A 13,976-nucleotide genomic window follows, 5' to 3' on the forward strand; every position below is an offset into this window, starting at 1 on the left:
CCTACCAACAAGAGCTTTTAATAGTGCACTTCAAGTGAATTGTTCGATTACTGTCTGCTATTTAGGTGTCGCTATCAAGTAAAGAAGTTTGTCATTAAAATGGAGATTCTGCAATTCAGGAGGTGGGGGAACAGGCGGTGGCCCTTCTATGATTACAGGAATAATTTCCGGGGAACGCAATCCATCAGAACCTTGTCTCTCAAGAGCATACAAGACTTCTTTAAGTACCCACGGTGATTCTTTCGCAGCAGTAGACCAAAATAGTAGAAACAAATCGCACTCATCAATGTTGCGATAAAGTTCTTGCTCCCAGCGATCGCCAGGTTCTAAATTAAGGATATCTTGAAAAACTGTAATACCACTTACAGCTAGTCCCTGCACCCTTTTAAGAACTTCTATCCGATCTTTAGAAGAGTAAGAGACGAATGCTTTTCTATAATGTCGAGCAACTTCTCCTACTAGATGAGGGTCTTTGGATGTAGAAGATGCAGAAGCAATAATCGATAACTTGAATTTTAGATGACCAAGGGGAATTGTATTTTGACTTACAGTAACAGTTCCAATGACTGTTTTCTGAGTGATATCAGCAGGAACCGTGACCCCAAATTGAATAGAATCTGCTCTACCATTCCAACTCAACTTTTGAATTGGCTCATCTACTTCTAGTTTTGGAATGGACAGGTTAAAAGTGAGTTCACTTCCGCGTTGAATAGGTAATCCTAAACTTCTTGCTCCTAACTGTTTAGCATCAGGATCAAATTGTTGAGCATTCTGTTTGGCAAATTCAACTTGTTCAGGAAGATGAACAAATACTTGGACGAGGAACATATCGTTTGGAGTTACAGAAGAAGGACTGAACACACTGCAATCCACCAAATCTTTCGTTATATCAGCAGGTTGTGGAGATCGTTCTTGAATAGTTGGGGTTTTTTGTAGTTGCGCTTTTAACTGCTTAATAACTTCTTCTTCATCCTTGATATCGCTACTATCCCAACCCAACTCATTTACTGGAACATTACTATTTGCTCCTACCTTTAACTCAATGGGTTTACTATCCAAATCGTCACCCAAAAATTTCAAGGCTTTACGAATATTTTCTAAGTTGATATTAGCCGATAACAGCTTCTTCCAAAAACTTGTAGAGCCTTGAGTCTCTACCAAGTCTGTCAGGCTTTTAGGTCTAGCTTGTTGGCTTGTAGGTCTAGGTTGGTATAGTAACACGTCTGGTGGTGCATCAGATGTCGCGGGTTTTGGAGTGTATTCAGATAAATCCTGTAAAACAGATATTTTAATATACTTCTTACGGATAAACCATGTATCTTTCCCATTGATAGAGTTTTTCAAGATAATTCTGTAATATTCTTCCTCCTCAACATAAGAAATAACCTCTAATGTACTTTTGACTTGAATGAGAAGTTTTTCATCTTCAGCTAGTTCCGCTAACTCACTTGGACGAACTTTCAGGAAAGTATCAGCAGTTACTGTAAAGATAAACATAATAATTACTTTTAGATGATTATTAATAATTTAGCAAGTTTAAACCTAATAAGAGAGCCGCAATAGTTCCGGCAACAGAAATTTCACCTTGGGCAATTTTATCTAAAACTGATTCTACAGGAATAAGTACAACTTCAATCTCTTCTGTAATATCTAGTTGCTGCTCTCCGTCTTTGCTCACATTTTCTGCTAAAAATAAATGTATTTGATTGGTATCTTTGCTCGGCTTATCGTATAAAGTTCCAATTTTTTTAAATTCTTGGGGAATATAACCAGTCTCTTCTCTCAGTTCTCTAATCGCCGCTACCTCTGCACTTTCTTTTGTAGGATCGAAATTCCCTGCTGGCAGTTCCAAGAAAAATTCACCTACGGCGTGTCTATATTGCCGGACAAAAATAATTTCTTTATTACTCGTGATAGGTAAAACCATCGCAACGTCAGGCTTAATACTGACAAAATAATCATCTATAATTTTACCATTCGGTAATTCTATTTCATCTTGCCTTACCTGACACCAAAGATTATCTAAAACCATTTTTGATTTTAAAATCTTCCATTTTTTTAAGTTGTTCATAAACTAAGTAACAAATAAAATGTATGTATAAAAAGTTTGCAATGAATGTAAAAAAGTATAACAGATGTATCCGATAATTTAAATTTTGAACTTACACTGGCTTTTGCAATAACATAATATGCAGAATAAGTATGCAAATAAATGTAAATTTATTTACAGTAAACAAGAGATTTCCCTTGACCATTAGTCGGGGTACAACGGCACAAACAACGAATGTGTGGGTGAAGATTTTATATGATGATATCGAAGGCTGGGGGGAAGCATCGCCGTTTGGTGTGGGTAATCATCGGCAATCAACTGATGCAATCAAAGATACTCTAGAGCAAGTTGTGCCTCTGTTACAAGCATTCAGTCCCTTACAACGTCAGGAAATTGAGCAAGTTTTAACACAAAACCAAATTCCTTCTGCTGCAAGAGCTGCCTTGGATATGGCAATGCATGACTGGTTGGGTAAGCGCGTAGGATTACCCTTGTGGCAACTTTGGGGACTCGATCGCAATCAAATAGTCCCGACTTCAGTCACAATTGGGATTAATTCACCTGAAGGCGCTAGGGCGAGAGCGCGAGACTGGTTACAATTTACAGATGTCCGTCTTTTTAAGGTGAAGCTAGGTAGCCCAGATGGCATAGATGCAGATCGAAAAATGCTCTTAGCAGTGCGAGAAGAAGCGCCAGAACTAAAGTTTTTTGTTGATGCCAACGGGGGTTGGAGTTTAGAAGATGCGATCGCCATGTGCAATTGGCTGGCTGATTTGGGTATAAAGTATGTAGAACAGCCATTGCCACGGGGAGAAGAAAAAAGTTTAGCAAAACTCAAACAACACTCTCCTTTACCTATCTTTGTCGATGAAAGTTGTTTCACCAGCGCTGATATTCCCAATTTGGCAAATTACGTGGATGGCATTAATATCAAACTAATGAAATCAGGGGGGCTAACAGAGGCAATGCGAATGGTACATACAGCACGAGCATATCGCTTGCAAGTAATGTTCGGTTGCTATTCTGACAGTTCGCTAGCTAATACAGCAGCATTACAGCTAGCACCACTAGCTGATTATTTAGATTTAGACAGTCACCTGAACTTAATTGATGACCCTTTTACAGGTGCATTACTAAAACAAGGAAAAGTTTTGCCAAACGATTTACCAGGTTTGGGAGTACAACACAGTGCGTCTACCATTTAATCAACGAGTAGCTATCTTGCTACATGAAGGGACTATTGGGACTCATGGCAAAACAGGGCTAGCAATTTTACGTTACAGTGAAGCCCCAATTGTAGCCGTAATCGATCGCGAGTGTGCTGGTAAATCCCTACCAGAATTAACAGGTATCAAGCGTGATGTGCCGATTGTGGCATCGGTAGCCGCAGCCCTAGAGTACAAACCGGAAGTTTTAGTAATTGGTATTGCTCCAGGAGGTGGTGCTGTACCAGATGATTACTGGCTAGAAATCAAAGACGCTTTAGAAGCGGGAATGTCTTTGGTGAATGGTTTACATACATCAATGGCAAGTATCCCAGAATTAAATGCACTGCTCAAACCAGGGCAACTAATTTGGGATGTCCGAAAAGAACCATCTAATATCAGCGTTGCTAGTGGAATGGCACGTACTCTTCCGTGCCGGCGGGTGTTGACAGTGGGAACCGACATGGCGATTGGTAAAATGTCAACTAGCCTAGAGTTACATTGGGCGTCAAAATTGCGGGGCTGGCGTTCTAAATTCCTCGCCACAGGGCAAACTGGGATGATGTTAGAAGGAGACGGTGTGCCTTTAGATGCCGTGCGGGTAGACTTTGCCGCCGGTGCTGTGGAACAGATTGTTATGCGCTATGGCAAAAACTACGACATCTTGCACATTGAAGGACAAGGTTCGCTGCTACACCCTGGTTCAACAGCAACTCTACCCCTAATCCGTGGTTCGCAACCAACCCAACTGCTGTTAGTACATCGGGCGGGACAAGTCCATGTCCGCAATCATCCCCATGTCATCATTCCACCTTTACCAGAGGTGATTCGGCTGTATGAAGCTGTTGCTAATGCTGGTGGTGCTTTTGGAAGTGTATCTGTAGCGGGTATAGCATTGAACACAGCCCATTTAGATGAATCTGCGGCTCAGGAAAGCATCGCTCAAACAATAGCAGAAACGGGGCTACCTTGCACTGATGTAGTCCGCTTTGATGCGAATGTGCTTTTAGATGCGGTGATGAATAATTAGGTTCTAAAGAATGCTTTAACCCTGAGAGCGCGGATTCTTGCCATCTTAACTAAAATAAAATTCCAGCCATTTTAACGGCACAAAATGAAAATGACTAAAATCACTATTATTGATTACAAAAACCACCCTATTCGCCTATTAAACCTTCCAGAAGTTGCGAATGACCAATGGTCTTGGTGGGTGATTGTTGGTAAACCAGATAACAGTCGATATTCAATTGGTTGCCACTGGGTAGAGACTAAGGATGACGCCCTTGAATGGGGTAAACGGTTAGTCGAAGCTACGATCCGAGGAACTGGCTGGGATTTCATTTTGGCATCTGAGAAACACGGTGCTATGCCAGAGGTTATTTGACACTGGCGACGATTTGCGGTAGACAATGGGTATCGCATTTGTAAAATATTGGTTACATTGGAAGCTTCCCAAGCTTTCGACTCCACAGCAATGTTACCAACAGAGCGATTTAATACCAGCGATCGCTTGGCAGCAAAACTGCGAGAATTAAATATAGATCCAGATACCATTTAACTTCCACGCTGTTTTGCTTGTGTCTGTTGCCCCAAATACTATGGATCTTCAGGCAATACCCATTTTGGCGGTTCCGTCATTTTTTTCCGCAGACGTTCTTGTGCCAACTCCAGCATTTTCTCTAAGGGAGTCTCTTCAATAAATTTTGCGGCTGACTCTTTAAACTCGGTATTGGGGCATTTATCCCCTAAAACACACCCATTAACACAGGCTACAGCGCAGTTAATCTTTTGCTCCACAGTACATTCCTCTCTCTAAAAGTTATAAGTTATAAGTTGTGAGTCATGATTTTCATCTCTAACTCTTCACTGATAACTCTTTACTATCAGGCATGACCTACAGGTAAATTTTACCTTGCCAGTTGGTATCTCATTAGTCTAAATACTCACTATTTAGAAAGTTAGGAGTTAGGAGTTAGGAGTTATGAGTTAGGAGTTATGAGTTATGAGTTATGAGTTATGATTTTTACTCCTAACTCCTCACTCCTCACTTTTATAAAAGGCGCTCATGTCAGAACTGTTTGCTACTACTGGAACTATAGCCGCGATCGCTACTGCTGTTGTCCCCCAACAGGGTAGTGTGGGGATTGTGCGGGTATCCGGTTCTCAAGCAATGGCAATCGCCCAAAGTCTCTTTCATACACCAGGGCGACAAGTTTGGGAAAGTCACCGGATTCTCTACGGTTACATTCGCCATCCCCAGACGCAACAAATAGTGGATGAAGCCCTGTTGCTGATTATGAAAGCACCCCGTTCTTACACCCGTGAAGATGTTGTAGAATTCCATTGCCACGGGGGAATTATCGCAGTGCAGCAGGTATTACAACTGTGTTTGGAAAATGGAGCCAGACTAGCGCAACCGGGAGAATTTACCCTCCGCGCTTTTTTGAATGGACGATTGGATTTAACTCAAGCCGAAGGTATTGCTGATTTAGTCGGAGCTAAATCGCCCCAAGCGGCTCAAAGTGCTTTAGCTGGTTTACAAGGAAAATTAGCTCATCCGATTCGGCAGTTACGCGCTAACTGTTTAGATATCTTGGCAGAAATTGAAGCTCGGATTGATTTTGAAGAAGACTTACCACCGTTGGATGATAAAGGGATTATATCAGAAATTGATAAAATTGCCGCAGAAATAACTAGGTTATTGGAAACCAAAGACAAAGGTGAGTTGCTACGCACTGGTTTAAAAGTGGCAATTGTTGGGCGTCCGAATGTGGGTAAGTCGAGTTTATTGAATGCTTGGAGCCGGAGCGATCGCGCCATTGTGACTGATTTACCTGGTACAACCCGCGATGTTGTCGAATCTCAGTTAGTTGTTGGGGGAATTCCCATACAAGTGCTAGATACAGCCGGGATTCGGGAAACAACAGACCAAGTGGAAAAAATTGGCGTCGAGCGATCGCGCCGTGCCGCAAATGCAGCTGATTTAGTCTTGCTGACCATCGATGCTTCCGCAGGTTGGACAGAAGGTGATGAAGAAATTTATCAAAAGGTACAACACCGTCCGTTGATTATAGTAATTAACAAAATCGATTTAGTAGAAGAAAGCGATCGGAAAATTTTTCAATCAAAAATCCCAAATTGTTCGACTGAGCGACTTGCCTTGAGCGAAGTCGAAAGGAGCCGAAGTCCAAAATCTAAAATTGTCACAGCCGCAGCCCAAAATCAAGGAATCGATGCTTTAGAAACAGCAATTTTAGAAATAGTTCAATCTGGAAAAGTGCAAGCTGCTGATATGGATTTAGCTATTAATCAAAGGCAAGCAGCAGCCTTAACTCAAGCTAAAATGTCTTTGGAACAGGTACAAGCAACAATTACCCAGCAGTTACCTCTTGATTTTTGGACAATTGACTTACGAGGTGCGATTCAAGCTTTAGGAGAAATCACTGGAGAAGAAGTAACAGAATCAGTTTTAGAGAGGATTTTTAGTAGATTTTGTATTGGTAAATAAACTCAAAAATTATATTTTTAATTTTTTTGTATAATTTAACCTACTATTGATAACTAAATGTACATCTCAATTCGTCAAGCAACCATACAAGATACGGCGATCGTTTCGGATGTGTTATTAGAAGCAGCTTTGTGGCTCCAGCAGAATGGTAGGCCTCTGTGGCATGAGAGTGAGGTTTCGCCAGAAAGTATCTCTAAAGATGTTGCTAACGGCTTATTTTTTATTGCTGACTGTGCAGGTGAACCAGTTGGTACAATCAAGTTTCAACTAGAAGATTTACTTTTCTGGCCCGATATTTCTCAGGAAGAGTCAGCATTTGTACATCGTCTTGCAGTTCGACGGCATTACTCTGGCGGTAAAGTCTCTTCAGCACTTCTAGCTTGGGCTGTTGAACAAGCACAAAAACTTGGTAGACATTATTTACGTTTAGATTGTGATGCTTCACGTCCACGCCTTAGAGCAGTATATGAAAGTTTTGGTTTCCGTCATCACAGTGACAAACAAGTTGGTGCTTATTTTGTCTCTCGCTACGAATATAAAATATCTCCACAAGCTATCTTCTAATTTTTGAACCAATTAAAGAAGAGGTTTTGCTATAGAAAGAATAAACTACCGTGAATTAGTGCAGACAATCCTGAAACGTCATTCAATTCACCACTCAAATGATGATATAGAAGTACAGTTAATTTACGATCTAGAGCGTGACAATTATATTTATAATGCTTGATAAAATTCCAGTTCAAGTTCTTGGTTGTCTTAGACCAAGCATAATCACGGTTATCGCCTTTCCTGGTGCAGGAATGTTAGATGGTGGGTTACTCATGGAGTTACCAACCGAAATAATTCCAGTAGAGCTACGAATGCCAAATAGTGAATTTATAGTAGTTCGCAATAAACAAAGTGGAGAGTTTACACAGGTGTTGCCAAAAGACTCATCCAAATAACATTATGTCTTTTATCAATAAGATTAATTCTGTAAACGCATTGATTTGGAGAGCTAATCTAGGTAAAATTCCAGTACTATTTGCTTTGATAGAATTTTTATAAGTGCTGCCAATAAAAACTGCCAGTGAATATATTTATAATTAAACTATGTCAGCTAAAGATATTTTTCATCTTGCTGTTTGTTCAGCTTTAAAAAAGGATGGGTGGACTATTACCCATGACCCTCTATCAGTTAAAGTTGATGAAATTGAATTTTATGTAGACTTAGGGGCAGAAAGAATCTTAGCAGCTCAAAAAGCTGGTCAAAAAATCGCAGTTGAGATTAAATCTTTTATAGGTGCATCGGAAATTAGTGATTTTTATGTCGCTCTAGGTCAGACGCTCACCTACCGTTCAGCATTACGGAAAAAGTATCCTGAACGAATTTTATACTTAGCTATCTCTGAAGATGTTTATCAAGACTTTTTTATTCGGGCATTTATTCAAGAAATAATTGCTGAACATCGGCTGAAGCTTCTGATTTTTGAACCAATTAAAGAAGAGGTTTTACTATGGAAAGAATAAACTACCGTGAATTAGTGCAGACAATCCTGAAACGTCATTCAATTCACCACTCAAATGATGATACAGAAGTACAGTTAATTTTTGATACAGAACGCGACCATTATCAAGTTCTTCATTTGGGATGGGAAGAACTGAGGCGAGTTTATGGTTGCATCATTCATATTGATATTAAGGACGGCAAAATTTGGATTCAGCGCGATGGAACTGAGATCGGAGTAGCAAATGAGTTAGTAACTGCTGGAGTGCCAAAACAAGATATTATTTTGGGTTTTCATGCTCCTTACAAGCGGAAGTTTACTGAGTTTGCAGCAGGTTAAGCAAAAGAACTGTAGGAGTTATAAGTGATGAGTGATGAGTTATGAATTTTTAACTCATCACTTATAACTCATAACTCATAACTCATTTTCTGTCGCGATCGCTCTTGGGATATTACCAGCAGTTGCCAGTTGCACTGTAAAGGTAGAACCTTCAGATAATTTACTTTTTACAGAAATAGATCCACCACAGCGCAGCAGCAATTGCTGTACTATCGTTAACCCTAACCCAGCACCACCATAATCTTCGGTTGCTCCTGTACGCACGCGATAAAAGCGATCGAAGATTTTGGGAATTTCGTTTTCCGCAATACCGATACCTGTGTCGCGGAATTCTAATTGAACATAATCGCCTTGATTACGGGCACGCACCCATACTTGACCTCCATTAGGGGTAAACTTAAGACTGTTGTGCAACAGATTAATTACAATTTGTCTTAGCTTACCAGTCATGCACCAAACAGATGGGAGTTCAGTCGGTACGGTGTAGGCTAGCATAATTCCTTTTTCTTGGGCTACAGGTTGGTAGGTACTGACTACTCCAGGTACTATATCTGAGAGACGCACCAACTCCAAAGTCGTCCCGTCCAAATTTTGTTCTAGCTGCACCAGTTCCAAAAAACCAGTAATCAGGGAGTTTTGCCGATCGCATTGGGTATTTAACATCTGTAAATAACGTTGCCGTTGCGGGGGTTTAAGATTAGGGGAATTTAATAATGAAAGTGCTGTTTTCATGTGCGTCAAAGGTATACGCAGTTCCTGACAGACATTTTTCAGGTATTCATCTTTGAGTTGCTCTTTGTTGTGCAGTTCTTGATTTTGTTGCTCTAACTTATTAGTGCGTACTGTGATGATTTGACGATTAATTTCATCTTGTCGGAGGAGTTGTTTTGCCAACAGTTGATTCATTAGTATAGGTTGGGGCACGGTTGGACAAATAAAATCAGTAGGTATTGAAGATGATTCTGGTGCAATCGCTTGTTGGATACTATTTAATACTTGCTGAATTACTCTCCCCTCAACAGTAGTTACAATCAGCAACGGCTGGTTTTTATTAGTATTTACCTTCCCCAATGTCTTATTTTTACGTTTTTTAAGTGGTCGATGAGCCAAAATTAAACTGCAAAACTGTGGCGATAACACCATCAGAAAGTTTTCCCGTCGCATTTGGCTATCTGGTGGTAGGTGAACGGGGACATAATGAGATGATGGGGATGAGGGAGATGAGGAAGAGGGAGAAGACTTGGGAGAGCCTTGTCCCCCTGCTTCCCTTGTCCCCTTGTCCCCCTGCTCCCCTGCTTCCCCTGCTTCCCTTTTCCTACTCTCGTCAATCTGGCAACTATAAATGAGACTAGACGCACCTACCGAGGATTGATAACGCGCTAATTCTGATTGCCAAATTTTATCTGGTGGTAGCTTCACCCAGAGAGTGGCTGCAATTTGCTGCTCAATGAGTAAGTCAATTTGCGCTCTCACCAGTGATAGCAGAGTAGCAGGACTGAGGGACAATGGTTTAGGAGGCGCTTGCACTCCCATAACCAGTTGATAAACAGACAGATCCTTAGCCAAAGAAACATTCATGAGTCAAGCACAACTTGGATGAAGCAAGAAATAATTCTGTCTTCGATTTTCACCTTTATATGTGCATTTTTTACAAAATCACCACGGAAAGAAACATTAACTATAAAAAACTCCACTCACGAGGGAGCAGGGGAGCAGGGGAGCAGGGGAGCAGGGGAGAAGTTGCAGTAAGTTTTTCCCCTCTGCCCCTCTGCACCTTTGCACCTCTGCCTTTTTTGCCCAATGCTTAAATTAAGCTTGTACGTTAAGTCTTTCGTATAAAGCGTCGCGGGCGTGTTCTCGGTCGTCAAAATGTATTTTTTCGGTGCCGAGAATTTGGTAATCTTCGTGACCTTTACCAGCAAGCAATACTCCATCACCGGATTGTGCTTGTAAAATAGCGGTACGAATTGCGATCGCTCGATCGCAAATTACTGTTGGCTGCACTGTGTCAGCTATTCCCGCCAAAATATCTTGCAAAATCCTTTCTGGATCTTCAGTTCGGGGATTATCTGATGTCACCACTGCCACATCAGCTAACTCAGCAGCAATTTTACCCATTTTTGGGCGCTTAGTGCGATCGCGATCGCCTCCACAACCAAATACACAAATCACTTTCCCTGGTATAAACGGACGCGCAGCTTTTAATAAATTTTCCAAGCTATCGGGTGTGTGGGCATAATCCACAATCACGCTAATATCTTGCTCGGCATTAATTTGTACGCGTTCCATGCGTCCGGGAACTCCGGGAAATTCAGGTATTACATTTGCCACTAACTGCAAATCTAGCCCTAAGTGCAAAACTGCTCCTACGGCTGCTAAAAGATTTTCTAAATTATATTGTCCGACTAGGGGCGATCGAAAAGCCACGTCACCTTTTGGTGTATGTAATATGCCACTAACACCATTCGGCTGGTAACTTAAATCGCTCATCCATAAATCAGCGCTGTTATCGTTGACGCTGTAACTCCAAACCCGTTCGGAATCCAATGACGCAATTAACCGCTTTCCGTAGGAATCATCAGCATTAATTATTGCCCGTCCCTTGAGATAAGTAGGGCTAAATAACAACGCTTTGGCAGCAAAGTAATCTTCCATATCGCTGTGATAGTCGAGATGGTCTTGAGTAAGATTACTAAATACCGCCACTTCAAATTCACAACCCAACACTCTACCTTGAGCTAAAGCGTGAGAACTGACTTCCATCACCCCGAACTCACTACCAGCCTTCACCGCCTCTGCAAGTTGCTGTTGTAGTTCTACAGCAAAGGGCGTAGTGTGGGCAGCAGTTTGCTCAAAACCTGCCCAACGAGTGTAGAGAGTTCCCATCAAAGCTGTAGCTAAATTAGCTTTGGTGAGGAGAAATTCAATCAGATGAGTAGTTGTAGTTTTGCCATTTGTACCAGTTACGCCTACCAGCTTGAGTTTTCGCCCCGGATAACCGTAAAAAGCACTGGCTATTTGGGCACAAGCTTGAGTAATATTACTTGCACTAATGACCACAGCCTGATTTGTGGGAGGATTTTTTTGTGCAGCTTCAGGAGAAACGATCGCCGCTACAGCCCCCGATGCGATCGCACTTTGCCAAAATTCCCCACCATCAACCCGCGTTCCTGGCATCCCAATAAACAAATCACCCACACGACAAGCATGGGAATTCGTCTTTAAACCCCTAACTTCCACATCCTCTAAAGTTGGATAACTAGGCAATTGCTCAACACTGTCTACCGCTGTTAGTAATTCCCGCAATTTCATTTTGTGAACCTCGTCACGTTCTCGATCTTGCGCTTATTCTGCATTATTTTTTTCTAATTGGCTAAATATTTACGCAACATTTGCTCTAACTGCTGCACGCTAGCACGAGGAGAAGGACGCGGCAATGGTTTCTCACTTCCCTCTGCGTCTCTGTGGTTCGATAAATAAAGCACCGGCACTTCATACTCATACGCAGCAAACCAATCTTCACGAGTCGTAATATCCCTAACTTCCAACTCGAAACTGAGATTTTGGATTTGTTCTAGCTTTTCTTGCAAGCCTTCACATAAATGACAGCCGGGTTTACTGTATAAAATTAATCGCATTCTTGATATGAGTTGGCGCAAGAAGTTATAAGTTTAGAATAACGTAGACGCTTCTCCTGTTGGAGACGCTACGCGAACGGCTTGTCGCAGCTACAGCAGAGGGCACGAAGTAGAAGGGTGAAAGCTCATTGATTCATCAAAGAAGTCTAATGACCAAATTCTGTGACAATGATTAACAACCAACCAGAATACTGTATTTAAGCTACTCATGAGCCAAAGTTCTCAAAACAGCCCTTTACCAGGCAAACCTGCTCAATCATATTTCCAGTGGTTATACGCCTTCTGGAAATTCTCTCGTCCTCACACAATTATTGGTACAAGTCTGAGTGTTTTGGGTTTATATTTAATTGCCATTGCCATCAGTAGAGACGCGATTAATCATATCTCTACAGACGCGATGAATCTTGTCTCTACAGACGCGATGAATCGCGTCTCTACAAACGTGATGAATCTTGTCTCTACGTATTCCCTATTCCCTGTTTTTGGTGCATGGATTGGTTGTCTGTGTGGCAATGTTTATATTGTGGGGCTGAATCAATTAGAAGATGTAGAAATTGACAAGATTAATAAGCCTCATTTACCCTTAGCGTCTGGTGAGTTTTCCCAGCAAACTGGGCAATTAATTGTCGCTTCTACTGGGATTTTGGCGCTGGTTGTGGCGTGGCTAACTGGCCCGTTTTTATTGGGCATGGTAGCAATTAGTTTGGCCATTGGTACTGCTTATTCTTTACCACCAATTCGCTTAAAACAGTTTCCCATTTGGGCGGCGCTGTGTATTTTTTCGGTGCGCGGTACGATTGTTAACTTAGGTTTATATCTGCATTACAGTTGGGCGTTGCAACAAAGCCAAACAATTCCGCCTGTGGTGTGGGTGCTGACGTTATTTATTTTGGTGTTTACCTTTGCGATCGCTATCTTTAAAGATATCCCCGATATGGAAGGCGATCGCCTCTACAATATTACTACTTTCACCATCAAACTCGGGCCACAAGCTGTGTTCAATCTGTCTCTTTGGGTAATAACTGCCTGTTATTTGGGAATAATTCTGGTTGGGGTGCTAAACGTCGCCTCAGTTAACGCCATATTTTTAGTAGTTACTCATTTGGGACTGTTGGCTTGGCTGTGGTTGCGGAGTTTGACGGTAGACTTACAAGAGAAAAGTGCGATCGCTCAATTCTATCAATTTATCTGGAAACTCTTTTTTATGGAATATCTGATTTTTCCTATCGCCTGTCTTTTGGCTTAAACAATGCTAGAAACCTTTCCCACTAGTTCGATTATCGCTGCTGTTGTAGTTGTTCTGAGTCTGTCCATCCTTGGCTATTTTGCCTGGAAAACTTTGATTACCTCAGACTTGTTTCAAAAAGGTATCAATCTTGCCCAAGCAAAAGATTACCAAGGTGCAGAAGCGGCCTTTCGCAAAGTAATTTCCATCAACTCTACTAATGACGTAGTGCGCTTGTTTTTGGGAGATGTTTTAAACCAGCAAGGACAAGTAGAAGAAGCAACAGAATTATTTCGGGAAGTAATTCGCCGCAGTCCGAAAAATCCTGATGCTTACTTGCGTCTGGCAAATATCCTCATGCAGCAAGAGCGGGAAGAAGAAGCTAAAACTAACCTGCAACAAGCTAAAGATTTATTACAAAAACAGCGCCAACCCGAAAAAGCTAAAAAAATCACTCAACTATTAGATAAAATGAGTGCTAAGTCAAGCGAATCTTAAGTTTAATGAGAATTGCAGAGATTAAA

17 protein-coding genes are annotated in these 13,976 nt (G+C 41.5%); 11 read left to right on the top strand and 6 right to left on the bottom strand.

Annotated elements, in window-relative coordinates; all coding sequences use genetic code 11:
- Window positions 1-57 precede the first annotated feature (57 nt).
- Window positions 58-1,497 (bottom strand): toll/interleukin-1 receptor domain-containing protein, encoded by a 1,440-nt coding sequence (locus ACR5KR_RS00425; protein ID WP_448265043.1) that lies wholly within the window; start codon window positions 1,495-1,497, stop codon window positions 58-60.
- A 22-nt stretch (window positions 1,498-1,519) separates the two neighbouring features.
- Window positions 1,520-2,071 carry an NUDIX hydrolase gene (locus ACR5KR_RS00430; protein WP_445628243.1) on the bottom strand — a complete coding sequence of 184 codons (552 nt, stop codon included), beginning with the start codon at window positions 2,069-2,071 and terminating at the stop codon, window positions 1,520-1,522.
- Window positions 2,072-2,202: 131 nt separating this feature from the next.
- Here ACR5KR_RS00430 and ACR5KR_RS00435 point away from each other — a divergent pair, with 131 nt between their 5' ends.
- The 4 genes from ACR5KR_RS00435 to ACR5KR_RS00450 all read left to right on the top strand — a co-directional run bounded on the left by ACR5KR_RS00435 (window position 2,203) and on the right by ACR5KR_RS00450 (window position 4,813).
- The gene (locus ACR5KR_RS00435) at window positions 2,203-3,255 is read left to right on the top strand and encodes a dipeptide epimerase (RefSeq protein WP_448265044.1); all 1,053 of its coding nucleotides are present in this window, start codon (window positions 2,203-2,205) and stop codon (window positions 3,253-3,255) included.
- The gene (locus ACR5KR_RS00440) at window positions 3,239-4,285 is read left to right on the top strand and encodes a DUF1611 domain-containing protein (protein WP_445628241.1); all 1,047 of its coding nucleotides are present in this window, start codon (window positions 3,239-3,241) and stop codon (window positions 4,283-4,285) included. The genes ACR5KR_RS00435 and ACR5KR_RS00440 overlap by 17 nt, the downstream gene beginning before the upstream one ends.
- A 90-nt stretch (window positions 4,286-4,375) precedes the next feature.
- Complete coding sequence (locus ACR5KR_RS00445) at window positions 4,376-4,639, top strand: hypothetical protein (RefSeq protein WP_335152757.1); 264 nt, start codon at window positions 4,376-4,378, stop codon at window positions 4,637-4,639.
- A gap of 48 nt (window positions 4,640-4,687) precedes the next feature.
- Window positions 4,688-4,813, top strand: a complete 126-nt coding sequence (locus tag ACR5KR_RS00450; RefSeq protein WP_334837916.1) for a hypothetical protein — start codon at window positions 4,688-4,690, stop codon at window positions 4,811-4,813.
- A 38-nt stretch (window positions 4,814-4,851) separates the two neighbouring features.
- Here the strand turns inward: ACR5KR_RS00450 and ACR5KR_RS00455 are convergent, their stop codons facing one another.
- Window positions 4,852-5,052, bottom strand: coding sequence for a hypothetical protein (locus tag ACR5KR_RS00455; protein WP_445628239.1), 201 nt, complete (start codon window positions 5,050-5,052; stop codon window positions 4,852-4,854).
- A gap of 268 nt (window positions 5,053-5,320) precedes the next feature.
- Here ACR5KR_RS00455 and mnmE point away from each other — a divergent pair, with 268 nt between their 5' ends.
- From mnmE to ACR5KR_RS00480, 5 genes are all read left to right on the top strand, one after another.
- The gene (gene mnmE / locus ACR5KR_RS00460) at window positions 5,321-6,763 is read left to right on the top strand and encodes a tRNA uridine-5-carboxymethylaminomethyl(34) synthesis GTPase MnmE (protein ID WP_448265045.1); all 1,443 of its coding nucleotides are present in this window, start codon (window positions 5,321-5,323) and stop codon (window positions 6,761-6,763) included.
- A 57-nt stretch (window positions 6,764-6,820) separates the two neighbouring features.
- Window positions 6,821-7,327, top strand: coding sequence for a GNAT family N-acetyltransferase (locus tag ACR5KR_RS00465; protein WP_445628237.1), 507 nt, complete (start codon window positions 6,821-6,823; stop codon window positions 7,325-7,327).
- Between the two features lie 155 nt (window positions 7,328-7,482).
- Entirely contained in the window at window positions 7,483-7,707 is a 225-nt protein-coding gene (locus tag ACR5KR_RS00470; protein ID WP_448265046.1) for a hypothetical protein, read from the top strand.
- Window positions 7,708-7,855: 148 nt separating this feature from the next.
- Window positions 7,856-8,272 carry a XisH family protein gene (locus tag ACR5KR_RS00475; protein ID WP_448265047.1) on the top strand — a complete coding sequence of 139 codons (417 nt, stop codon included), beginning with the start codon at window positions 7,856-7,858 and terminating at the stop codon, window positions 8,270-8,272.
- Window positions 8,260-8,589 carry a XisI protein gene (locus ACR5KR_RS00480; protein WP_445628235.1) on the top strand — a complete coding sequence of 110 codons (330 nt, stop codon included), beginning with the start codon at window positions 8,260-8,262 and terminating at the stop codon, window positions 8,587-8,589. Before ACR5KR_RS00475 ends, ACR5KR_RS00480 begins: the two co-directional genes overlap by 13 nt.
- Window positions 8,590-8,664: 75 nt before the next feature.
- On the opposite strand, the gene ACR5KR_RS00485 is transcribed toward ACR5KR_RS00480, so the two are convergent.
- The 3 genes from ACR5KR_RS00485 to ACR5KR_RS00495 all read right to left on the bottom strand — a co-directional run bounded on the left by ACR5KR_RS00485 (window position 8,665) and on the right by ACR5KR_RS00495 (window position 12,227).
- Window positions 8,665-10,167, bottom strand: a complete 1,503-nt coding sequence (locus ACR5KR_RS00485; RefSeq protein ID WP_448265048.1) for a DICT sensory domain-containing protein — start codon at window positions 10,165-10,167, stop codon at window positions 8,665-8,667.
- Window positions 10,168-10,398: 231 nt separating this feature from the next.
- Window positions 10,399-11,901, bottom strand: coding sequence for a UDP-N-acetylmuramoyl-L-alanyl-D-glutamate--2,6-diaminopimelate ligase (locus ACR5KR_RS00490; protein ID WP_448265049.1), 1,503 nt, complete (start codon window positions 11,899-11,901; stop codon window positions 10,399-10,401).
- A gap of 53 nt (window positions 11,902-11,954) precedes the next feature.
- The gene (locus ACR5KR_RS00495; RefSeq protein WP_445628232.1) at window positions 11,955-12,227 is read right to left on the bottom strand and encodes a glutaredoxin family protein; all 273 of its coding nucleotides are present in this window, start codon (window positions 12,225-12,227) and stop codon (window positions 11,955-11,957) included.
- A 208-nt stretch (window positions 12,228-12,435) separates the two neighbouring features.
- Here ACR5KR_RS00495 and ACR5KR_RS00500 point away from each other — a divergent pair, with 208 nt between their 5' ends.
- Together ACR5KR_RS00500 and ACR5KR_RS00505 are read left to right on the top strand one after the other, a co-directional pair.
- The gene (locus ACR5KR_RS00500; protein ID WP_448265051.1) at window positions 12,436-13,473 is read left to right on the top strand and encodes a homogentisate phytyltransferase; all 1,038 of its coding nucleotides are present in this window, start codon (window positions 12,436-12,438) and stop codon (window positions 13,471-13,473) included.
- Window positions 13,474-13,476: 3 nt separating this feature from the next.
- Complete coding sequence (locus tag ACR5KR_RS00505; RefSeq protein WP_335059250.1) at window positions 13,477-13,950, top strand: tetratricopeptide repeat protein; 474 nt, start codon at window positions 13,477-13,479, stop codon at window positions 13,948-13,950.
- The last annotated feature ends 26 nt before the right edge of the window (window positions 13,951-13,976 follow it).

The sequence above is a fragment of the Nostoc sp. DSM 114159 genome, from assembly GCF_053470285.1.